At 72.5% G+C, this 19884-nt stretch carries 25 protein-coding genes and 1 riboswitch; of the genes, 11 read left to right on the plus strand and 14 right to left on the minus strand.

Annotated features, from left to right (window positions below):
- Positions 1-83: 83 nt before the first annotated feature.
- Entirely contained in the window at positions 84-383 is a 300-nt protein-coding gene (locus tag ACPXBU_RS33330; RefSeq protein WP_425761211.1) for an MTH1187 family thiamine-binding protein, read from the minus strand.
- A gap of 291 nt (positions 384-674) precedes the next feature.
- On the opposite strand from ACPXBU_RS33330, the gene ACPXBU_RS33335 reads away from it, so the two are divergent.
- A complete protein-coding gene (locus tag ACPXBU_RS33335) occupies positions 675-1169 on the plus strand; it encodes a hypothetical protein (protein WP_425761212.1) in 495 nt (164 codons plus the stop codon).
- Between the two features lie 207 nt (positions 1170-1376).
- Here ACPXBU_RS33335 and ACPXBU_RS33340 read toward each other — a convergent pair whose 3' ends face one another.
- The 3 genes from ACPXBU_RS33340 to ACPXBU_RS33350 all read right to left on the minus strand — a co-directional run bounded on the left by ACPXBU_RS33340 (position 1377) and on the right by ACPXBU_RS33350 (position 4291).
- A complete protein-coding gene (locus ACPXBU_RS33340; protein WP_393375486.1) occupies positions 1377-2177 on the minus strand; it encodes an energy-coupling factor transporter transmembrane component T family protein in 801 nt (266 codons plus the stop codon).
- Complete coding sequence (locus ACPXBU_RS33345) at positions 2174-3604, minus strand: ABC transporter ATP-binding protein (RefSeq protein ID WP_425761213.1); 1431 nt, start codon at positions 3602-3604, stop codon at positions 2174-2176. Before ACPXBU_RS33345 ends, ACPXBU_RS33340 begins: the two co-directional genes overlap by 4 nt.
- A 93-nt stretch (positions 3605-3697) precedes the next feature.
- Positions 3698-4291 carry an ECF transporter S component gene (locus ACPXBU_RS33350; RefSeq protein ID WP_425761214.1) on the minus strand — a complete coding sequence of 198 codons (594 nt, stop codon included), beginning with the start codon at positions 4289-4291 and terminating at the stop codon, positions 3698-3700.
- 75 nt (positions 4292-4366) lie between these two features.
- Positions 4367-4471: riboswitch (TPP riboswitch) on the minus strand.
- A 106-nt stretch (positions 4472-4577) separates the two neighbouring features.
- Here ACPXBU_RS33350 and ACPXBU_RS33355 point away from each other — a divergent pair.
- From ACPXBU_RS33355 to ACPXBU_RS33375, 5 genes are all read left to right on the plus strand, one after another.
- Positions 4578-5408 (plus strand): alpha/beta fold hydrolase, encoded by an 831-nt coding sequence (locus tag ACPXBU_RS33355; protein WP_425761215.1) that lies wholly within the window; start codon positions 4578-4580, stop codon positions 5406-5408.
- 29 nt (positions 5409-5437) lie between these two features.
- A complete protein-coding gene (locus ACPXBU_RS33360; protein WP_425761216.1) occupies positions 5438-6247 on the plus strand; it encodes an aminoglycoside N(3)-acetyltransferase in 810 nt (269 codons plus the stop codon).
- The gene (locus tag ACPXBU_RS33365; RefSeq protein ID WP_425761217.1) at positions 6244-6993 is read left to right on the plus strand and encodes a sugar isomerase domain-containing protein; all 750 of its coding nucleotides are present in this window, start codon (positions 6244-6246) and stop codon (positions 6991-6993) included. Before ACPXBU_RS33360 ends, ACPXBU_RS33365 begins: the two co-directional genes overlap by 4 nt.
- 208 nt (positions 6994-7201) lie before the next feature.
- Positions 7202-7705 carry a DUF6328 family protein gene (locus ACPXBU_RS33370; RefSeq protein ID WP_425761218.1) on the plus strand — a complete coding sequence of 168 codons (504 nt, stop codon included), beginning with the start codon at positions 7202-7204 and terminating at the stop codon, positions 7703-7705.
- Between the two features lie 102 nt (positions 7706-7807).
- Positions 7808-9814: an acyl-CoA dehydrogenase family protein gene (locus tag ACPXBU_RS33375; RefSeq protein ID WP_425761219.1), complete on the plus strand. Its 2007-nt coding sequence runs from the start codon at positions 7808-7810 to the stop codon at positions 9812-9814.
- A gap of 72 nt (positions 9815-9886) precedes the next feature.
- Here the strand turns inward: ACPXBU_RS33375 and ACPXBU_RS33380 are convergent, their stop codons facing one another.
- The 8 genes from ACPXBU_RS33380 to ACPXBU_RS33415 form a co-directional block, all read right to left on the minus strand.
- On the minus strand, positions 9887-10054 hold the full coding sequence (locus tag ACPXBU_RS33380; protein WP_393375465.1) for a hypothetical protein: 168 nt from the start codon (positions 10052-10054) through the stop codon (positions 9887-9889).
- A gap of 175 nt (positions 10055-10229) precedes the next feature.
- Positions 10230-10838, minus strand: a complete 609-nt coding sequence (locus tag ACPXBU_RS33385; protein WP_425761220.1) for a hypothetical protein — start codon at positions 10836-10838, stop codon at positions 10230-10232.
- Between the two features lie 51 nt (positions 10839-10889).
- Positions 10890-11288, minus strand: a complete 399-nt coding sequence (locus ACPXBU_RS33390) for a Fur family transcriptional regulator (RefSeq protein WP_425761221.1) — start codon at positions 11286-11288, stop codon at positions 10890-10892.
- On the minus strand, positions 11285-11584 hold the full coding sequence (locus ACPXBU_RS33395; RefSeq protein WP_355030824.1) for an ArsR/SmtB family transcription factor: 300 nt from the start codon (positions 11582-11584) through the stop codon (positions 11285-11287). The genes ACPXBU_RS33390 and ACPXBU_RS33395 overlap by 4 nt, the downstream gene beginning before the upstream one ends.
- 37 nt (positions 11585-11621) lie before the next feature.
- Positions 11622-12494 (minus strand): metal ABC transporter permease, encoded by an 873-nt coding sequence (locus ACPXBU_RS33400; RefSeq protein WP_393375456.1) that lies wholly within the window; start codon positions 12492-12494, stop codon positions 11622-11624.
- 3 nt (positions 12495-12497) lie between these two features.
- Positions 12498-13259 carry a metal ABC transporter ATP-binding protein gene (locus ACPXBU_RS33405; RefSeq protein ID WP_393375455.1) on the minus strand — a complete coding sequence of 254 codons (762 nt, stop codon included), beginning with the start codon at positions 13257-13259 and terminating at the stop codon, positions 12498-12500.
- Positions 13256-14197 (minus strand): metal ABC transporter substrate-binding protein, encoded by a 942-nt coding sequence (locus tag ACPXBU_RS33410; RefSeq protein WP_425761222.1) that lies wholly within the window; start codon positions 14195-14197, stop codon positions 13256-13258. Before ACPXBU_RS33410 ends, ACPXBU_RS33405 begins: the two co-directional genes overlap by 4 nt.
- A gap of 54 nt (positions 14198-14251) precedes the next feature.
- The gene (locus ACPXBU_RS33415) at positions 14252-14509 is read right to left on the minus strand and encodes a hypothetical protein (RefSeq protein WP_393375453.1); all 258 of its coding nucleotides are present in this window, start codon (positions 14507-14509) and stop codon (positions 14252-14254) included.
- 29 nt (positions 14510-14538) lie between these two features.
- On the opposite strand from ACPXBU_RS33415, the gene ACPXBU_RS33420 reads away from it, so the two are divergent.
- The 3 genes from ACPXBU_RS33420 to ACPXBU_RS33430 all read left to right on the plus strand — a co-directional run bounded on the left by ACPXBU_RS33420 (position 14539) and on the right by ACPXBU_RS33430 (position 16878).
- Positions 14539-14880 carry an antibiotic biosynthesis monooxygenase gene (locus ACPXBU_RS33420; RefSeq protein ID WP_110566725.1) on the plus strand — a complete coding sequence of 114 codons (342 nt, stop codon included), beginning with the start codon at positions 14539-14541 and terminating at the stop codon, positions 14878-14880.
- 24 nt (positions 14881-14904) lie between these two features.
- Positions 14905-15384 carry a hypothetical protein gene (locus ACPXBU_RS33425; protein WP_393375450.1) on the plus strand — a complete coding sequence of 160 codons (480 nt, stop codon included), beginning with the start codon at positions 14905-14907 and terminating at the stop codon, positions 15382-15384.
- A 114-nt stretch (positions 15385-15498) separates the two neighbouring features.
- A complete protein-coding gene (locus ACPXBU_RS33430) occupies positions 15499-16878 on the plus strand; it encodes a glycine--tRNA ligase (RefSeq protein ID WP_393375448.1) in 1380 nt (459 codons plus the stop codon).
- A 102-nt stretch (positions 16879-16980) separates the two neighbouring features.
- On the opposite strand, the gene ACPXBU_RS33435 is transcribed toward ACPXBU_RS33430, so the two are convergent.
- Positions 16981-17451, minus strand: a complete 471-nt coding sequence (locus ACPXBU_RS33435; RefSeq protein ID WP_425761223.1) for a hypothetical protein — start codon at positions 17449-17451, stop codon at positions 16981-16983.
- Positions 17452-17575: 124 nt separating this feature from the next.
- On the opposite strand from ACPXBU_RS33435, the gene ACPXBU_RS33440 reads away from it, so the two are divergent.
- A complete protein-coding gene (locus ACPXBU_RS33440) occupies positions 17576-17902 on the plus strand; it encodes a hypothetical protein (protein ID WP_425761224.1) in 327 nt (108 codons plus the stop codon).
- A 77-nt stretch (positions 17903-17979) separates the two neighbouring features.
- Entirely contained in the window at positions 17980-19152 is a 1173-nt protein-coding gene (gene dusB, locus ACPXBU_RS33445) for a tRNA dihydrouridine synthase DusB (protein ID WP_425761225.1), read from the plus strand.
- A 486-nt stretch (positions 19153-19638) separates the two neighbouring features.
- Here the strand turns inward: dusB and ACPXBU_RS33450 are convergent.
- Positions 19639-19884: C39 family peptidase (locus ACPXBU_RS33450; protein ID WP_425761226.1), on the minus strand; the 246-nt coding region annotated here is incomplete at its 5' end.

Here is a 19884-nt window from a genome sequence, read left to right on the forward strand (position 1 = left end):
TCGGACTTGCGTGCTAGGACCGTATCGCGGTGCGGCGGAACGTGGGCGTGTCGTCTCGACAGCCGGTTATCGGCAAATGATGCTCAGCTCTGCCGGGCCAGGCGATCCTCCACGTGTGCCACCTTCGCGGTGAGCGCGTCCGTCACCCCCGGGCGGACGTCGGCCTTGAGCACCACACTCACCCGGGGCGCCTGCGCGGCCACCACGTCGACAGCCCGCTTGACGACAGCCATCACCTCGTCCCACTCACCCTCGATCGTGGTGAACATGGCGTCGGTGCGGTTGGGCAGGCCCGAGTCGCGGACCACGCGTACCGCGTCGGCGACCAGGTCACCGACAGACTCACCGACACCGAGCGGGGTTACCGAGAACGCGATAAGCATGTCGCCGATGGTGCCAGGAAAATCGGCTGCGCCGACGGACGACCGGCCGATAGTGTGCGGGCATGCGCTACTGACGCCCCCTCTCCGAGCCGGCCCGCCGCCCCGCGTCGCGGTCCGTGCGCTCCTGGGCGTCCCGCATCCCACCCGCAGTTCGGCGGTGCTGGCCCTGCCCGACTCCCGGTGAGCAGTCTCTCTCCCGTTCGACCGTCGCGACGCGGCGGTCACCAGCCGATCCGACCGACCGCCGGAACGCGGGACCGGCCGAGCCGGTCGGCACCGAAGGAGGCCCGGATGCCTGCCAGGCGCAATCCGAAGAAGTCCCGTACCCCCGGCGCGACGCCGCTGGGCATCCACCCGGCGGCCCAGTCCGGCCCGTCCCTGTCCACCCACCCCGACCTCGCCGTCGAACCGATCGAGCCGGCGCTGCTGGTCGAGCCGACGTTGCCGGCGGTGCTGGTCGAGCCGGCGTTGCCAGGGCTGCTGGTCGAGCCGACGTTGCCGGCGGTGCTGGTCGAGCCGGCGGTGCCGATCGAGTCGACGCTGCCGGTGGCGGCCGCCTCGGATGCGTTCGCGCTGCCGGTCGACGTGCCGACGGTGGTCGACGTGCCGGCAGTGGTCGACGTGCCGACGGTGGTCGACGCGCCGGCAGTGGAAGACCTGCAACCGGCGGCCGGGCGACCGACGGCGCCGACGGCTGGTCCGCCCCAGGGCGGCGGCAACCGCTCGGGCGGCGGCCGCAGCCAACAGGCCGGCCAGACCCGCCGTTACGCCTTCCGCCGCAGCTGACCGAGCCGTCCCCGCCGTTGGGCGGAGGCGCTGCGTGGGGTGGCAGCAATATCAGGGATGTAGTGGCCTCCGTCGCCAACGAGGCCACTACATCCCTGTTGTTGCGCGGATTTGCCCCGCTCGACGGTCGGCGGTCGGCGGGCGGGGGGCGGCGTGCGGGCGGCGAGAGCGTCGGTCGCGCGCGGGGGCGGCCGGGGGCGGCCGGGCTCAGCCGATCAGGGGGCGGAAGGTGCCGACCAGGACGCTTGTCGTGAGGGCGGCGCCGGCCAGCACGGCGGACCCGGCGATGAGGAGCGCATCGGCGTAGGTGAAGCGTTGGTGGCGGGCCACGGTGCGGGGCGTACCGGCGTCGAAGCCCCGGGCGTCCATCGCGACGGCCAGGCGGGTGCCCCGGCGGATCGCGCCGACGAGCAGCGCGAACGCGGTGGAGGCGAACAGTCGCAGCTTCGTGACCGGGTTGCGTCCCGCGTCGACGCCGCGCGCGCGTCGGGCCATGCTGATCATCTGCCACTCCTGACCGAGGAGCGGCACCAGGCGGAACGCGGCCAGCGCCCCGATGGCGAACCGGGCCGGCGCCTTCGCGTTCTGGATCAACGCGTCGGCCAGGTCGGTGGGGTCGGTGGTCGCGAAGACGATCACGCCGGGCAGGGCCACCGCGAAGACGCGCAGCACCAGCCCGAGCGCGGTGAGCAGCACGCCGGTGCTCACCAGGACCGGTCCCGCGTCCAGCAGGACCCGGCCGGACCGGTCGGCGGCGAAGAGCGTCAGGGTGACCAGGATGCCGGCGGCGCTGAGGAGCAGCGGCCAGGCCCGCCGGGCCAGCACCCGGTAGCCGATGCCGAACAGCGGCAGCACGGCGAGTTCGAGCGCGATGGCGATCGCCGGTGCCAGCGGGTCCAGGGTGGCGAGCAGGGTGAACGAGAAGACGAGCGCGGCGGCGACCTTCGCCACCGGGTTGCGGCGGGCCAACGGCGCACCGGGCGTGGCGACCGACCCGATGGTGATCATCGGTCGTCGTCCGGGGCGCGTCGCAGGGTGACGGTGCGGTCGGCGAGCGCGGTCACGAAGTCCGCGTCGTGGGTGACCGCGACCACGCCGTGCCCGGCGTCGCGCAGGTCGGCGAAGAGGTCGACGAGTTCCCGCCAGGTCCGCCGGTCCTGACCGAACGTGGGTTCGTCGCAGATCAGCAGGCGGGGCGCGGTGGCCAGGGCGGTCGCCACACTCAGCCGCCGCGCCTCACCACCGGAGAGGGTGTACGGGTTGGCGGCGGCGAGGTGGACCAGCCGCAGCCGTTCCAGCAGCCCGCTCACCGTCTCCCGGACGGCCTCCTCGGGCTGACCAATGCGGCGTGGCCCGAGCGCCAGCTCGTCGAAGACGGTGCTGGTGACGAACTGGTGCTCCGGGTCCTGGAAGACCGACCCGATCCGCCGGGCCAGCGCGGGTGCCCGCCACCGGTGCGGGGGAGTGCCGTGGTCGGTGCCGGCCAGCTCGACGGATGCGGTGACCCGTCCGGCGCCCGGCCGGAGCAACCCGCCGAGCAGGAGCGCCAGTGTGGACTTGCCGGCGCCGTTGGGTCCGCGTACGGCGAGTGCCTCTCCGGCGCGTACCGCCAGGTCGGTGGAGCCCAACCGGGGCGGCAGGCCGAGCCGGTCGGCGGTGAGCAACAGGTCCCCGGGCGCGGCGGCGGCGGGTCGGGGCGCGATGGGGTGACCGGGCACCCAGACCCCCTCGGCGGCGAGCGTGGCACCGTGGGCGGCGAAGACGGCCTCCGGGGTGCCGTCCGCGCGGACCCCGCCGCCCGGTTCCAGGACGACGACCCGGTCGACCAGCGGCAGCGCCTCGGCGACCCGGTGCTCGACCAGGATCAGCGTGGTGTCGGCGTCCAGCGCGCCGGCCACCGCCTCGCGGACCAGGTCGGCCCCGGCCGGATCGAGGTTCGCGGTCGGCTCGTCGAGCAACAGCAACTCGGGACGCAGCGCCAGCGCGCCCGCCAGGGCGAGGCGTTGCTGCTCGCCGCCGGAGAGCGCGGCGGTGGGGCGGTCCCGGGGGTACGGGAAGCCGACGCGGTGCAGCGCCTCGTCCACCCGGGGCCAGATCTCGTCGGTAGGTGTCCCGCGGTTCTCCAGCCCGAACGCGACGTCGTCGCCGCAGCGCGCCATCACCAGTTGGGTTTCCGGATCCTGGAAGACGATGCCGACGCGTTCCCGCCCCTTGCGCGGGTCGAGCCCGTCGATCTCGACGGTGCCCTCCTGCTCGCCGGAGTCCTCCGGCAGCAACCCCGCCAGCGCGCTGAGCAGGGTGCTCTTACCGGCCCCGGAGGGCCCGAGCAGCAGAACCCGTTCCCCCGCCTCAACCCGCAGGTCGACCCCGCGCACCGCCCAGGCGCGCCGCCCCGCGTGCCGCCATCCGAACCCCCGCAGCAACACCCCGCCCACCACACACCCCCTTTCCGGCCCGGCTCCACCCTGCTCGGTCGATCACGAGGTGGACGGTGGTTCTCACCTCATGACCGACGCGAGTGGGCGGGGTTAGATCAGGGCGCGTTCGCGGCCTGCCGGGAAGCGGTCCAGGACGCCGGTGTTGGCCAGGGCCTTCGTCAGCAGCCAGCCGCCAACGCCGGCGATCGCGGTGGCGCTGACGATGGTGATCAGCGCGTACGGGATGCGGTAGTCGGCGAGCGCGTAGGCGTCGTTCCAGACGAAGAAGTCGAACAGCGCGGCGCTGAGACCGGTGAGCGCGCCGGCCAGTATCGCGGTCGGCAGCCGGTACGACCGGTACCGGAACGCGGCGAACGCCAGCTCGGCGCCGATGCCCTGCACGATGCCCTGTGGGATCACCGTGCCGGCCCACTGGCTGCCCAGCAGCGCGGACAGGACCGCGGCCACCGTCTCGCAGTAGAGCGCGGCGCCGGGCTTGCGGATGACCAGACCGCCGATCACGGCCGGCATCAGCCACACGCCGTAGAGCAGCGCCTGCGCCGGCGGGAAGAAGGCGAACGCACCCTCGGTGGCGCTCCAGACCAGGCCCCAGGCCCAGAAGATGACGCCGAAGGCGACCGCGATCACCGAGGCGACCACGATGTCGATGGTGCGCCAACGACCGGTGTCGGTGGTGGATGTCATGTGTTACTCCCAGTTCTGCGTGCGAACCAGGAGAAGACGCACGCCGCGCGTCCGGTGGCACCGGACGGCGGCGCGGCTGGAGGTCGACCGAACTCCCTGCGCTGGCATTACCCAGATCAGGTTCGAGGGTCTGCGGGCGTGCCCGCACTCTCAGCGCTGTGCGCTCCCCTGTCGGATGTGAAGTTGTCTCGTCGACGCTAACACCGACCAGGGGTGCCGGCCCAGCAGGGCGTCCGCCCATCTCGGCGTTCACCCCGCCGCACGCCGGCTGGGTAGGCTGACGATCATGCGGGTCGACGCGCGAGGTCTCACGTTCGAGGTAACCGCCGGTGGTCCGTCGGACGGCGTACCCGTCCTGCTGCTGCACGGCTTCCCACAGCACAGCGGCGAGTGGGACGACGTGGTGCCCGCGCTGCACGCGGCCGGGCTGCGCACGTACGCGCTCGACCAGCGCGGCTACTCGCCCGGCGCGCGGCCGACGGCGGTGGCCGACTACCGGATCCCCGAGCTGGTCGCCGACGTGGTGGCGGTGCTCGACGCCCTGGGGTTGGACGCCGTGCACCTGGTCGGCCACGACTGGGGCGCGATCGTGGCCTGGGCGGTCGCCGCCGGGCACCCCGACCGGGTCCGCACGCTGACCGCCGTGTCCGTGCCGCATCCGGCCGCCATGGCGCACGCCCTGGCCAACGACGGCCAGCAGAAGGCCCGCTCGTCGTACATCACCTTGTTCCGTAAGCCGGGCACGGCGGAGCGGGTGCTGCTGGCGTGGCACGCGACCGCGCTGCGCAAGATGCTCGGCGGGGCGGGCGACGGGCCCCGGGTGGACCGCTACGCGGCCCCGATGCGTGAGCCGGGGGCGCTCACCGCCGCCCTGAACTGGTACCGGGCGATGTCCCGCGCCGACCTGGCCGGTGTCGGCCCGGTCGCGGTGCCCACCACGTACGTCTGGAGTGACCGGGACGTCGCCATCGGCCGGACCGCCGCCGAGGCGTGCGCGGCGAACGTCACCGGGGCGTACCGCTTCGTGCGGTTGCCGGGTGTGAGTCACTGGATTCCGGACACCGCGCCGGGCCCGCTCGCCGAGGCGATCCTCGCTCGGGCCGGCGGGACGGCCTGAGCCGTGCGGGTCGGTCAGGGAGGGGCACCGTGACGACGAACACCAGCGGTCCGGGCACTCGACGTTCGATCGCGGCGCAACTGCGCCTGCTGGGCGTACGCCCCGGGGCCACGCTGTTGGTGCACGCCGCGCTGCGTCCGCTGGGGTTCGTCACCGGCGGACCGCACGCGGTGGTGCTTGCCCTGCGCGACGCGTTGGGCCCGGACGGCACGATCGTGGTGCCCACCCACACGCCGGACAACAGCGACCCCGCGGGGTGGCGCAACCCCCCGGTGCCGGCGGACTGGTGGCCGCTGATCCGTGCCGAGATGCCGGGCTTCGACCCGGCGGTCACTCCGAGCCGGTTCATGGGCGTGCTCGCCGAGACGGTTCGCGGCTGGCCCGGTGCCCTGCGCAGCGTGCATCCGCACGTGTCGTTCGCCGCGCTCGGGCCGGCCGCCGAGCAGGTGGTGGCCGGTCACGGCCTGGCCGACATGCTGGGTGAGGGCTCCCCGCTGGCCCGGCTCTACGACCTGGACGCCGACGTCCTCCTGCTCGGCGTGGACCACTCGGTGAGCACCTCGCTGCACCTGGCGGAATACCGCTGCTCGGGTTCACCCCGCGAGCGGGTCGGCGCCGCGGTGCGGACCGGCGACGGTGGTGGTCGGGAGTGGGTGTGGTGGCAGGACGTACGGCTCGACGCGGACGACTTCGACGCGCTGGGCACCGACCTGGAGGCCACCGGGTCGGTGCGCGCCGGACCGGTCGGCGCCGGGACCGGCAGGTTGATGCGGCAGCGGGCGGCTGTCGACTTCGCGGTCCGTTGGCTGGACCGCAACCGGACGACGGAGGAAGCATGACGGTGAGTGCCGAGGCCTACCTGGCCGTGGTGACCGAGACGATCGGCCGGGTGGCCGCCAGCCAGCGGGAGGCGGTGGGGCGGGCCGCGGACCTGATCGCCGACGCCGTCCGCGCCGACGGGGTGGTGCACGCGTTCGGCACCGGGCACTCCGAGGCTCTCGCCATGGAGATTGCCGGCCGGGCCGGAGGGCTGGTGCCGACGAACCGGATCGCGCTGCGTGACCTGGTGCTGCTCGGCGGTGAACCGGCCGAGCGGCTCGGTCCGCTGCTGGAGCGGGATCCGGCGGTCGCGCACCGGCTCTACGAGTTGGCGCCGGTGCGGTCCACCGACGTCTTCGTGCTGGCTTCGAACTCCGGGGTCAACGGCGCGATGGTGGAGTTCGCCACGCTTGTCAAGGCGCGCGGGCACGCGCTGGTGGCGATCACCTCCGCGCAGCACTCGGGCCGGATGACCTCCCGCCACCCGTCCGGGCGCACGTTGGCCGACCTCGCCGACGTCGTTCTCGACAACGGCGCTCCGTACGGTGACGCGACGCTGCCGCTGCCCGGCGGCGGCGCGGTCGGCGCGATCTCCTCGATCACCGCGGCGCTGCTGGCGCAGCAGGTGACGGTGGAGGTGGTGGCTCGGCTGCTGGCGGCGGGCGTGCGGCCGCCGGTCTACCTGTCGGCGAACATCCCGGACGGCGACGCGCACAACGCGGAGTTGGAGGCCCGGTACGCCGGCCGGATCCGACGCGGGTCCTGAGGCCGTCGCGGGGCGAACGCCTCACCGCACCTCCGCGGCCGACAGGCGTCGCCGGCCGTCCCCGGCGTCGACTCGGTCGGCCGGCGGCGTGTGAACCGCTGATGAACAACGAATGTCGTGAACCCGTTTCGCGCGCAGCCGGGTGGGGCATTGGCGTTGCTGCCGACGGCCGGGACCGTCGGCAGTAGCGTCGCACCGGAGGTAGCGCGTGTCCAAGGAGACCGAGAAGCAGCGTTGGCAGCGTAATTTCGCCGACCTGTTGCAGGAGTTGCGGGTCGCACAGACGGGCGTGCAGATCCTCTTCGCCTTCCTGCTCACCCTGCCGTTCAGCAACGGGTTCACCGAGACCACGGAGTTCCAGCGGGACGTCTACATCGTCGCGCTGCTCGCCGCGGCCGCCGCCACCGCGATGATCATCTCGCCGGTGGCGTTCCACCGGGCGCTGTTCCGCCAGGGGCGCAAGCCGGAGCTGGTGCGCTTCGCGCACCGGATGGCCACCGGCGGTCTCGCCTTCATGCTCATCGCGATGGTCAGCGCGGTGCTGCTGATCACCGACTTCGTGCTGGACCGGCCGATCGCCTTCGTGCTCAGCGCGCTGACCGGGCTCTGGTTCCTGACGTTCTGGGCAGCCCTGCCGTTCGCCCGCCGCAACTGGGGTGACGACGACATCGACGACGAGGACGACGACCCGGACGAGATCGCCGGACGCTGATCGAGCAGTTCGCCACGAAAACTACCCCTGGGTAACACCCGGGAGTAACGTGACGGTAGTCGCACACGCCGAGCAGCCGCACCGAGGTTCGAGGGGGCAGCCGTGACCACGACACAGGACGGTCGACCAGCACCGGACGGCCCGGATTCCGCGACCACCCCGCAGACCGCCGGGGCCGCCGCACCGCTGTCGGCGGAGGCCGGACAGGTCTCGGAGAAGGAGGCCCGGCGGGTCGCCGAGGCCGCCCGCGAGTCCGCCTGGGACCGGCCCAGCTTCGGCAAGGAGTTGTTCCTCGGCCGCCTCCGCCTCGACCTGATCGACCCGTGGCCCGAATCCGATCCGGACGACGTGGCCCGCGCCGAGGAGTTCCTCGGTCGGTTCCGCGCCTTCCTCAGCTCCGAGGTGGACGGCGCGGCCATCGAACGCGACGCGTCCATTCCGGACTCGGTCTTCCACGGCCTGGCCGACCTCGGCGCGTTCGGCATGAAGATCGACCGGAGGTACGGCGGGCTCGGGCTGAGCAACCTGCACTACTGCCGGGCGCTGATGCTTGCCGGCTCGGTCAGCCCGGCCATCGGCGCGCTGCTCTCCGCACACCAGTCGATCGGGGTGCCGCAGCCGCTGAAGATGTTCGGCACCGCCGAGCAGAAGCAGCGCTTCCTGCCCCGGCTCGCCGCCGGCGAGGTGTCCGCGTTCCTGCTCACCGAACCGGACGTCGGCTCCGACCCGGCCCGGCTGGCCACCGTCGCCGAGCCGACCGAGGACGGCACCGGCTACCGGCTCAACGGGGTGAAACTCTGGGCCACGAACGGCATCGTGGCCACCCTGCTCGTGGTGATGGCCCGGGTGCCCGCCACTGAGGGGCGCCGGGGTGGGATCACCGCGTTCGTGGTGGACGGGGACAGCGCCGGCATCACCGTCGAGCGGCGCAACGAGTTCGTCGGTCTGCGCGGCCTGGAAAACAGCCTCACCCGGTTCCACGACGTGTTCGTGCCCGCCGAGAACGTCATCGGCGGCGAGGGCAAGGGGCTGAAGATCGCCCTGACCACGCTGAACACCGGCCGCCTGTCGCTCCCGGCGATGTGCGTGGGCGCCGGCAAGTGGGCGCTGAACGTGGCCCGGGGCTGGGCCGCCGACCGGGTCCAGTGGGGCCGGCCGGTGGGCGAGCACGAGGCGGTCGCGCAGAAGCTCTCCTTCATCGCCGCCACCACGTACGGCATGGAGACCATGCTCGACCTGTGCTGCCTGCTCGCCGACGACGACCGCAACGACATCCGGATCGAGGCCGCGCTGGTCAAGCTCTACGCCAGCGAGATGGCCTGGAAGATCGCCGACGACCTGGTCCAGATCCGGGGCGGGCGCGGCTACGAGACGGCCGACTCGCTGGCCGCCCGTGGCGAACGCCCCGCCAACGTCGAGCAGGTGCTCCGTGACCTGCGCATCAACCGGATCTTCGAGGGCTCCACCGAGATCATGCACCTGCTGATCGCGCGGGAGGCGGTCGACGCCCACCTGTCGGTGGCCGGCGACATCATCGACCCGGACGCGGGGCTGGGCCGCAAGGCACGCGCCGGCGCCCGAGCCGGCGCCTTCTACGCGAAGTGGCTGCCCACCCTGGCTGTGGGTCGGGGGCAGAGCCCGTCGGCGTACGCCGAGTTCGGGCCGCTCGCCGCGCACCTGCGCCAGGTGGAGCGCTCGTCGCGCAAGCTGGCCCGGTCGACGTTCTACGCGATGTCCCGCTGGCAGGGAAAGATGGAACGTAAGCAGGCGTTCCTCGGCCGCGTGGTGGACATCGGCGCCGAGTTGTTCGCGATGTCCGCGGTCTGTGTCCGGGCACAATCCGAGCGGGACAGCCGCCCGGAAAATGTCGAGCTGGCCGACCTGTTCTGCCGGCAGGCGCGGGTGCGGGTGGACGCCCTGTTCTCGGCCCTCTGGGACAACACCGACTCGGTCGACACCGCCGCCGCGAAGCGGATCCTCGCGGGCCGCTACGCGGGCCTGGAGGAGGGCGTGATCACGCCGTCCGACGAGCTGCCCTGGGTGGCCGGCTGGTCGCCCGGCCCGTCCACCGCCGAGGACGTCCGCCGCCGCATCCCACCGAAGCCGTGAGCCGCGTCGCCGCGCTGGCCCGCGGCCTGGTCGCGTCGCGGCGCTGGCTCGCGGCCTCGTCCACGGCGCGGGTCAGCGGGAGACCGCCCAGGCCAGCACCGCCGCCAGGATCAGACCGTTGAGCGCCGCCAGACCGAGGTACGCCGCGGGCGGGATCTTCTTGCCCCGGCGGACGAAGGACACCAGGACAGCGGCGTAGCCGAGCAGCAGGACGGCGATGACGAGCAGGAAGTAGAACACCCGAAGACCTTAACGGTCCCCGCCCCGCAGACCGCGACGGCGCGGTGGTCGGCACCGCCGTTGCGTTGACCAGGTGATGAAAAGTAGGTCCCGGTGCTGCTTCTGACCTACTTTTTCTCACCTGATCACGGCACGAGCGGTGTTCGCCAGCACGAGCGGGGGCGTCGCGTCGGCGTCAGCGGGCCCGGCCGCGCAGGCCGAGCTGGCGTAGCTCCAGCGCGGCCAGCGCGTCGACTGTCTGGTCGTCGCCGCGCCGCCACGCCTCGGCCACGTCGGGGCCAATCCGGGTCAGCCGGCCCAGCGGCTGGGTGGCCAACGCCCGCAGGGCGAGCAGGTCCCGGCCGGCCGGCCCGGCGGCCAGCTTCGCGGCCGACCCCGCCCGGCGCATCCAGCGCAGCCGCAGGGGCAGCCAACCGAACAGCACAAGGCCGAGCGGGAAGATCAACACCGCGATGGCGAGGGCGAGGGCGAGCTGGTCGACCAGGTGCTGCTGGTCGCGGCCGGCGTCGGCGAGCCCTCGGGCGGCGGCGGCGGCCTGTTGGAAGGGCGCGGTCAGGTCGTCGCCGACAAGCGGCAGCCGGCGGACCTTGGCCCCGGCGTCGGAGAGGTTGTCGGCAAGGCCACTGCCGGCACCCTCCAACTTCTGCCCCGGTACGGCAAGCTTCTGCACCAGGTCGTGCAGCCACAGCGCGCCGCGGATCGCCGCGTACACCCAGGCGACGACGAGCAGGTCGGTGAGCAACTGGCGGGCGGCGGTCGGAAGCCGATCGGCATAGATTTTCACGCCGGACAGCGTGTCACGAACCGAGCGCTCCCGGCAGGGCCGGATCAACGGTCAGGGGGCACAGCTGGGGCAGGTGCCGAAGATTTCCAGGGTGTGGCTGACGTCGGCGTAGCCGTGCTGCGCGGCGACCCGGTCGGCCCAGCTCTCCACGGCGGGCCCGGCCACCTCCACGGTGTTGCCGCAGACCCGGCAGACCAGGTGGTGATGGTGCCCCTCGCTGCACCGGCGGTAGAGGTGCTCGCCACCGGGCGGTCGCATCACGTCGATCTCGCCGGCGTCGGCCAGCCCCTGCAGAGTGCGGTAGACGGTGGTCAGGCCGACCCGCTCGCCGCGCTGGCGCAGCATCGCGTGCAGATCCTGGGCGCTGTGGAAGCCGGCCATCTCACCCAGCAGCGCGCTCACCGCCGAACGCTGGCGGGTGTTGCGCACCGCGGCGCCGTTCTCGCTCATGATCCCTCCCCGGCGTGGCTGACCGCGTCCGCCACGATGTGCGCGACGTGCTCGTCGACCAGGCTGTAGGCGATCTCCCGACCTCGACGGGAACCCCGCACCACTCCCGCGCCGCGCAGCACCCGCAGATGCTGGGAGACCAGCGGTTGCGCGGCGCCGAGTTTGTCCACCAGCTCGTGCACGCACCGTTCGCCGCTGGCCAGCTCGCTGACAATGGCCAACCGGATGGGCGCCGACAGGGCGCGGAGCAGTTCGCTGGCCCCGTCGAACCCCTCGTAGCCCGTCGCGCTGGTCATTGCGCAACGGTACCCATTAGCACCGACTGCTCGTGGATCAGGATCGGCCCAGCACGACCTCGTGTGGTTCCGCTGCCGGCGCGGGGGCCGGCGTCGACCGCCGGCGCAGCGTCCGCCAGACCCCACCGGCGACGGCGACCACCAGGAAGGAGGCGATCGCCACCAGCACCACCGAGGCGCCCGGCGCGGTGTCCGCCGTGGCAGCCACCCAGACACCGGAGCCGGCGGCGAACAGCCCGAGTGCCATCGCGGCGGTCATGGTGCTGCGGAAACCCCGGGTGACCTGCTGGGCGGTGGCGACCGGCACCACCATCAGCGCGCTGATCAGCAGCACCCCGACGGCCCGCATCGCGATGGTCACGGTGACCGCGGTGGAGACCGCGATCAGCAGGTTCAGCGTGCGCACCGGCAGGCCGGAGACCCGGGCGTACTCCTCGTCGTGGCTGACCGCGAAGAGCGCCGGGCGCAGCGCGATCATCGTGACCAGGATCGCCGCGCCGAGCACCGCGATGGTGACCACGTCGGCGAGGGAGGTGGTGATCAGCGACCCGAACAGGTAGGCGTTGAGGTTCGCGCTCGTCGCGTCGGAGAGGCCGACGAGCAGGACGCCGCCCGCGATGCCGCCGTAGAAGAGCAGGGCCAGGGCAAGATCACCGGAGGTACGCCCACGCGCCCGGACCACCTCGATGGCGATCGCGCCGGCGGTGGCGACGAGCACCGCGACGAGCACCGGCGAGCGGTTGAGCAGCAGGCCCGCGCCGACGCCGGTCAGCGCGACGTGGCCGACACCGTCGCCGATCAACGCCAGTCGGCGCTGCACCAGGTAGATGCCGAGCGCCGGCGCGGCCAGGCCGATCACCAGCGCGCCGATCAGGGCATGCTGCATGTAGGAGTACTGGAACAGTCCCATGGGTCAGTTGCTCCACAGCCCGGCGGGCTCGTCGTAGCAGTGCGGGTGCACATGGTCGTGGTCGGGCTCCGCGTGATGGCCGGCCGGGTCCGGCACCGCGCCGTCGTGCGCGATGCGCCCCTCGTGCACCACCACCGCCCGACTGATCACCGGTCGCAGGGGGCCCAGCTCGTGGGCGACAAGCAGCACCGTGCCGCCACCGGTGACGAAGTCGCGCAGCGCGGCGGCGAACGCCTCCTGGCTGGCCGCGTCCACGCCGGCGGTGGGCTCGTCGAGGACCAGCAGCTCCGGTTGGCCGGCCAGGGCGCGGGCGATCAGGGTGCGCTGCTGCTGGCCGCCGGAGAGCGTGGCCACCGGGTCACCGGCCCGGTCGGCGAGCCCGACGGCGAGCAGCGCGGTGTCGACGGCGGCACGGTCGGCTCGACCCGGCGGGCGGAGCACCCCCCGGCGGGCCAGCCGCCCGGAGGCCACCACCTCACGAACGGTGGCCGGTACGCCGCCGCCGGCGCCCAGACGCTGCGGGACGTACCCGATGCGCGCCCACTGCCGGAACCGGCGCAACGGCCTGTCGAAGAGGGCGACCGAGCCGGCGCTGAGCGGCACCAGCCCCAGCACGGCGCGGATCAGGGTGGACTTGCCGGAGCCGTTCGCACCGAGCACCGCGACCACCTCGCCGGCGGTCACGGTGAGCGAGATGTCCCGGAGCACGGGGCGGCCGTCGTAGCCGACCACCCCGTGCTCGACGGTGATGACAGGGGAGGTCACGAGCAGTCCAAGGCCGTCTGCAGGGTCCCCAGGTTGGTACGCATCACCGAAAGGTAGTCCCCGTCGCTGCCGGCGGCGAGCCCTTCGATCGGGTCCAGCACGGCGGTCTTCGCGCCGACCTGACCGGCGATGGTCTCGGCGACCTTCGGGCTGACCAGCGTCTCGAAGAAGATCGTGGTGGCGTGGTGCTCCTTCGCCTCCTCGATCGCGTGCGCCAGCCGCTGCGGCGAGGGCTCGACGTCGGGGCTCAGCCCGGTGATGCCGACCTGGTCGAGCTGGTAGCGGTCGGCGAGGTAGCCGAACGCGGCGTGGCTGGTCACGATCTCCCGCCGCTGGCAGGTCGCCAGGCCGTTCCGGAACTCGCCGTCCAGGGCCGTCAGGTCGGTGCGCAGCGCCGCGGCGCGGGCGGTGTAGTCGGCGGCGTGCTCCTTGTCGGCCTTGCCGAGCCGCTGGGCGAGCTGGTCACCGATGGCGGCCAGCCGGGTCGGGTCGAGCCAGACGTGCGGGTCCTTGCCGGCGCCCTCCTCGGGGTGCTCCTCCTCGCCCTCGTGGTTGTGCCCGCCGGCTGTCGCGTCCAACAGCGGCTGCACGCTCGTCACGTCGAACGCCCGGTCGCCACCGTTCTGCGTGACGGCGTCGTCCACCGCCGGCTGGAAACCCTTCAGGTAGACGATCAGCTCGGCCTCGCTGACCTGGCCGACCTGGCTGGGGTTGAGCTCCAGGTCGTGCGGTTCGGCGCCGGGCTTGGCCAGGTTCGTGACCCGGACCGCGTCGCCGCCGATCCGCTCGGCCAGGAACTGCAGGGGGTAGAACGCGGCCACCACGTCGACCCGCTTGGGGTCGGCGCCGCCGGCGCTGGTGGAGCAGCCGGCCCCGGCGCCCAGGGCGAGCAGGGCGGTCGTGGCGGCCAGGACACGGAAGGTGGTGCGGTTGCTCATGTCGTCAACTGTCCGTGGCAACGATAATGATTGTCAAAAACGCATGATTGCATGTCAGAGCAGCTTCGCGAGGCCCACCGCCACCAGCAGGGTCAGCATCACCAGTCGAATCAGCCGGGTCTGCGGCGCCTGAACCGCCCAGGTCGTCGCCAACAGGGCGACCAGGACGGCCGCGAGCGCGAGCGTCAGCAGCCCGCCGATCACCCCGGGCGTGAAGAACGCCACCAGCACCACCACCAGGGTGAGCAGGAACACCGACGTCGGGTTGGCCCCGGCCAACCGGGCCAACAGAGGGCGCTGCGTACGCTGCATCCCACAGACTCTACGAGGAGGGACACCCGTTGCTGGTGACCAACCGGTTCGTGGTCGACGTCGATGTCGCCGACGACTTCACCGAACGGGCGCACGCCGCCCTCACCGCGCTGGCCGCCCGCCCCGGCTACCTGCGCGGTCAACTGGTCCGGGCGCTCGACGACCCCCGGTACTGGTCGCTGGTCACCGAATGGGAGTCGGTCGGCACCTACCGCCGGGCACTGGGCGCCTTCGAGGTCAAGGTCAGCGCCGTCCCGCTGCTCGCCGAGTCGGTCGACGAGCCCTCCGCGTACGAGGCGCTGGCCACCGCCGCCCCCGGCGGGGCCGTGGTCGTCGCCGAGAGTGATCGGGCTGCGGGTCCTTACCGCTGAGGCGCCGGACACTACGCTGCTCCTATGACCGCACCCGCCCCGCCACCCGGTCCCGGCGTGGCTCCGCCGTTCGCCGCGCCGCCCACCGAGGGCCGCCGGACTCGGCTCTGGATCGGCCTCGGCATCGGCGCGCTCGCCGTGGTGCTCTGCTGTGGCGGGGGCGGCAGCGCCGTCATCGGCCTGGCCGTGACCGGTGTGCAGGCGGTCGGCGAACAGGCCCGCACCGTGACCGGTGACTACTACCAGGCGCTTGTCGAGCGGGACTACGGGCGGGCGTACGAGCAGCTCTGCGACGACGCGCAGCGGCGTGAGTCCCGGCCCGAGTTCGAACGGCGTGCCGCCGCCGAACCGCAGGTCACCGCGTTTCGGCTCGGTGAGGTCGACGCCATCAACCTGACCGTGCCGGTGGACGTGAGCCTCGCCGGCGGCGACCGGGAGCAGCAGCAGGTCAGCCTCGGCCGCGACGGGCAGACCGGCGGCGTGGAGGTCTGCGGGGTCAGCTGACCCGCCCCCGGTATTCTGCTGGGCTCAGGGCGACGGTGGTCGTACCGTTGACCCGGACCGACCGAATCATCCACATCTCGCCCCCGCCGACCGCCAGCCGGCGTAGGAGGAAACATGCCAGCCGACCGTATCGATGCCGTCGTCAGCCTTGCCAAGCGTCGAGGCTTCGTCTTCCCCTCCAGCGAAATCTACGGAGGCACCCGATCGGCGTGGGACTACGGCCCGCTCGGCGTGGAGCTCAAGGAGAACGTCCGCCGGCAGTGGTGGAAGAACATGGTCCAGCAGCGTGACGACGTGGTCGGCCTCGACTCCGCCGTGATCCTGGCCCGCAAGGTGTGGGAGGCGTCCGGCCACATCGCCGAGTTCGTCGACCCGCTCACCGAGTGCCAGTTCTGCCACAAGCGGTTCCGGGCGGACCACCTGGAAGAGGCGTACGCCGAGAAGCACGGCAAGCCGCTGACCTCGCTCGCCGAGCTGAACTGCCCCAACTGCGGCAACAAGGGCACCTTCACCGAGCCGAAGATGTTCAACGGCCTGATGAAGACCTACCTGGGCCCGGTGGAGAGCGACGAGGGGCTGCACTACCTGCGCCCGGAGACCGCGCAGGGCATCTTCGTCAACTACAAGAACGTGGAGACGGTCGCCCGGAAGAAGCCGCCGTTCGGCATCGCCCAGACCGGCAAGTCGTTCCGCAACGAGATCACCCCGGGCAACTTCATCTTCCGGACCCGCGAGTTCGAGCAGATGGAGATGGAGTTCTTCGTCGAGCCGGGTACCGACGAAGAGTGGCACGAGTACTGGCTCCAGGAGCGCTGGAACTGGTATCTCGACCTCGGCCTGTCGGCGGACAATCTGCGCCTCTACGAGCACCCCAAGGACAAGCTGTCGCACTACTCGAAGCGGACGGTGGACATCGAATACCGCTTCCAGTTCGGCGGCACCGAGTTCGCCGAGCTGGAGGGTGTCGCCAACCGCACCGACTTCGACCTCTCCACGCACAGCAAGCACTCCGGCGTCGACCTGTCGTACTTCGACCAGACCAAGGGTGAGCGCTGGATGCCGTACGTCATCGAGCCGGCCGCCGGTCTGACCCGCGCGGTGCTCGCCTTCCTGCTCGAGGCGTACGACGAGGACGAGGCGCCGAACACCAAGGGCGGCGTGGACAAGCGCACGGTGATGCGGTTCGACCCACGGCTGGCGCCGGTCAAGGTGGCGGTGCTGCCGTTGTCGCGCAACGAGGCGCTGTCGCCCAAGGCGAAGGACCTCGCCACGCTGCTGCGCAAGCGCTGGGTGGTGGAGTTCGACGACTCGCAGGCGATCGGTCGCCGCTACCGCCGGCAGGACGAGATCGGCACCCCGTTCTGCGTGACCGTCGACTTCGACACGCTCGACGACAACGCCGTGACGGTGCGCAACCGGGACACCATGGCCCAGGAGCGGGTCTCCCTGGACCAGGTCGAGCGTTACCTGATCGAGCGCCTTCCCGGCTGCTGACGTACTCCGAAGGCCCCCTCCCGACCGCGGTCGGGAGGGGGCCTTTTGGCGGCCTGACCAGGGGCGGGACACGTCGGCGACGCGCAGGCCGATGAAATTAATTCAATGCCATCTTTCGATATCTTGGGTCTCGATCGGAAGAAGGTGGGATGACATGGCGAAGCGGCTTTCCGTCCTGCGCGTGACCGCTGCGGCGGCGATCGTCGCGGGGCTCCCGGCGCTCTCGGGCTCCACGGCCCACCACAGCGGCGTCCGGCCTGCCCGTGCCGAGGCTGCCGCCCAGGCCGCGCCGCCGCCGTACGCGTCCTCGGTATGGCGCGGGTCGACCGGCGCGGTCGCCACGGCCACGCCGGGTCCGCCGGGTCCGCCGGGTCCGCCGGGTCCGCCGGGTCCGCCGGGTCCGCCGGGTCCGCCGGGTCCGCCGGGTCCGTCGGGTCCGTCGGCCATGCCGGGTCCGTCGGCCATGCCGGGTCCGTCGGCCATGCCGGGTCCGTCGGTCACGTCGGGTCCGACGGTCACGTCGGGTCCGTCGGTCACGTCGGGTCCGTCGGTCACGTCGGGTCCGTCGGCCATGCCGGGTCCGCCGGGAACGCCGGCCGCGTCGTCCGTCGGGGGGATGATCGAGGCCGCCCAGGGGAGGCCTGAGGCACCGGTCGCGTCCCGCCGTGGTCCCGCGCCGACCGCGCCCCCGCGGCCCGTGACACGTCTCACCCCCGTCACGGCGATCCACTCGCAAGCCAAGATCGACAGCGGAGCGCTTGTCACCTGGACGACCTCGCCGACGTGCCTCCTGGCGGGGCACGACACCATGGGTTGGGCGTGGCTGGACGAGCTCCCGGCCGGGAGGGTGGTGCGGGTCGTGTCGGGGCCGTGCGCGGGCACCTACCAGGTGGTCGGGCACCGGTGGCAGCCGCGCAAGGGCGGCGCGATGCCGCACTGGGCGAGCCGATACGACCTCGTGCTCCAGACCTGCACGGGGAGGAGCGGGACGGGCTTCAGCACCGCCCGACGGCTGGCCCGGTAGGCGCGGCCCCGGAGGCGTCGACCCGAGCGCCCCCTGCGCCCGGCAAAGGGGGAGGAACCCCTCCGTATACTTGCCGGGTGAGTGATGTCGCGGTGGCGGCCGGACGCCCGTTGACCCTCGGTGGCTACCAGGTGTGGCCGCCGGTGGTGCTGGCGCCGATGGCCGGGATCACAAACGTCGGCTTCCGCCGGCTCTGCCGTGAGCAGGGCGGCGGCATCTACGTCTGCGAGATGATCACCACCCGGGCGCTCGTCGAGCGGAACCCGAAGACCCTGCACATGATCGCGTTCGGCGACGACGAGAAGCCGCGCAGCCTCCAGCTCTACGGCACCGATCCGGAGATCACCGCCGCCGCTGTCCGGATCGTCGTGGAACGCGACCTGGCCGACCACATCGACCTCAACTTCGGCTGCCCCGTACCCAAGGTGACCCGGCGTGGTGGCGGCGCGGCGCTGCCGTGGCGGCGCCGGCTCTTCGCCCGGCTGGTGCGGGCCGCGGTGGACGCCGCGGCGCCGGCCGGGGTGCCGGTCACGGTCAAGATGCGCAAGGGCATCGACGACGACCACCTGACGTACGTCGAAGCCGGGCTCGCCGCCCAGGAGGCCGGCGTGGCCGCGGTGGCCCTGCACGGGCGGACGGCGGCGCAGCGCTACTCGGGCACCGCCGACTGGGACGCGATCGCCACGTTGAAGCAGGCCCTCGACGTGCCGGTGCTCGGCAACGGCGACATCTGGGAGGCCGACGACGCGCTGCGGATGGTCGCGCACACCGGGGTCGACGGCGTGGTCGTCGGGCGTGGCTGCCTGGGTCGGCCATGGCTCTTCGCCGACCTGGAAGCCGCCTTCAACGGCCGGTCGGAACGGCGACTGCCCACCCTCGGCGAGGTGGCGGTGACCATGCGCCGGCACGCCGAGCTGCTCGTCGACCAGTTCGTGGCCGCCGCCCGCAACCCCACCCGGGGTGAGCGGGACGGCTGCGCCGATTTCCGCAAGCACGTCGCCTGGTACCTCAAGGGCTTCCCGGTCGGCGGCGAACTGCGCCGCTCGTTGGCGATGATCGAAAGCCTGGCTCAGCTCGACGACCTGCTCGGCAAGCTCGACCCGACCGAACCGTTCCCGCTGACCGCCCTGGGCCAGCCCCGCGGGCGTACCAACTCGCCGGGCAAGGTCTTCCTGCCGGATGGTTGGCTGGCCAGTCGCGACGACGACGCCGTCCCCGAGGGTGCCGAGATGGACGACTCCGGCGGCTGAGCCCCTGGCCGGTTGTGCCGTTGGCCGGTTGTGCCGTTGGCCGGTTGTGCCCTTGGCCGGCGGGGCCTTGCTCGGCCGAGCCTGGGCCGGTTGAGTCCTTGGGCGGTCGTGTCCTTGGCCGGCGGGGCCTTGCTCGGCCGAGCCTGGGCCGGTTGAGTCCTTGGCCGGTTGAGGCGCTGTCACGGTCCCGACCATCGCGTCGCTTGCGGGTCGGGCTGCGGCCTGAGCCATCGACCCCCGCCTTCGGATCATGTCTGGCGAGTTCGACGTGGACGACCAGGTCAGACCGAAGGGCCGGACCCCGGTGACAGGGGTCCGGCCCTTCGCTCGTGCTGTGGTGCTGTGGTGCTGTGGTGCTTTGCGGGCTCGCGGTGGTGCGGGCTCGCGGTGGTGCGGCCTTGCGGTGGTGCGGCCTTGCGGTGGTGCGGCCTTGCCGTGGTGCGGTGCTGCGGTGGTGTGGTCTTGCCGTGGTGTGGGTGGTGTGGGTCAGCTGGTGGCGTAGCCGCGGGTGGCGATCCAGTCCGCGAGGTGCTCGGTGCTGATCCAGTACGAGGCGGTGTTCGGGTCGGCGGAGTCGGCGATCTTCACCGTGTTGCCGTTGTCGCGGTAGCCGACGACGCTGATGTAGTGCCCGCCCTCGTAGGAGTGGACGGCGCCGTCGGTGTCGGTGCTGGTGCCGGCGATGTTGGCGACCACGGCCCGGCCGTCGTCGACGGTCTTGACGACATCGGC

This window comes from Micromonospora sp. DT231 (genome assembly GCF_049847025.1).
Classification (GTDB): domain Bacteria; phylum Actinomycetota; class Actinomycetes; order Mycobacteriales; family Micromonosporaceae; genus Micromonospora.

What these genes read in the sequence shown, in the direction of transcription:
- ACPXBU_RS33330 (WP_425761211.1), bottom strand. Translation starts at nt 383, where the DNA reads ATGCTTATCGCGTTCTCGGTAACCCCGCTCGGTGTCGGTGAGTCTGTC.
- ACPXBU_RS33335 (WP_425761212.1), top strand. Translation starts at nt 675, where the DNA reads ATGCCTGCCAGGCGCAATCCGAAGAAGTCCCGTACCCCCGGCGCGACG.
- ACPXBU_RS33340 (WP_393375486.1), bottom strand. Translation starts at nt 2,177, where the DNA reads ATGATCACCATCGGGTCGGTCGCCACGCCCGGTGCGCCGTTGGCCCGC.
- ACPXBU_RS33350 (WP_425761214.1), bottom strand. Translation starts at nt 4,291, where the DNA reads ATGACATCCACCACCGACACCGGTCGTTGGCGCACCATCGACATCGTG.
- ACPXBU_RS33355 (WP_425761215.1), top strand. Translation starts at nt 4,578, where the DNA reads ATGCGGGTCGACGCGCGAGGTCTCACGTTCGAGGTAACCGCCGGTGGT.
- ACPXBU_RS33365 (WP_425761217.1), top strand. Translation starts at nt 6,244, where the DNA reads ATGACGGTGAGTGCCGAGGCCTACCTGGCCGTGGTGACCGAGACGATC.
- ACPXBU_RS33390 (WP_425761221.1), bottom strand. Translation starts at nt 11,288, where the DNA reads ATGAGCGAGAACGGCGCCGCGGTGCGCAACACCCGCCAGCGTTCGGCG.
- ACPXBU_RS33395 (WP_355030824.1), bottom strand. Translation starts at nt 11,584, where the DNA reads ATGACCAGCGCGACGGGCTACGAGGGGTTCGACGGGGCCAGCGAACTG.
- ACPXBU_RS33400 (WP_393375456.1), bottom strand. Translation starts at nt 12,494, where the DNA reads ATGGGACTGTTCCAGTACTCCTACATGCAGCATGCCCTGATCGGCGCG.
- ACPXBU_RS33410 (WP_425761222.1), bottom strand. Translation starts at nt 14,197, where the DNA reads ATGAGCAACCGCACCACCTTCCGTGTCCTGGCCGCCACGACCGCCCTG.
- ACPXBU_RS33415 (WP_393375453.1), bottom strand. Translation starts at nt 14,509, where the DNA reads ATGCAGCGTACGCAGCGCCCTCTGTTGGCCCGGTTGGCCGGGGCCAAC.
- ACPXBU_RS33425 (WP_393375450.1), top strand. Translation starts at nt 14,905, where the DNA reads ATGACCGCACCCGCCCCGCCACCCGGTCCCGGCGTGGCTCCGCCGTTC.
- ACPXBU_RS33430 (WP_393375448.1), top strand. Translation starts at nt 15,499, where the DNA reads ATGCCAGCCGACCGTATCGATGCCGTCGTCAGCCTTGCCAAGCGTCGA.
- ACPXBU_RS33435 (WP_425761223.1), bottom strand. Translation starts at nt 17,451, where the DNA reads ATGGCCGACGGACCCGACGTGACCGACGGACCCGACGTGACCGACGGA.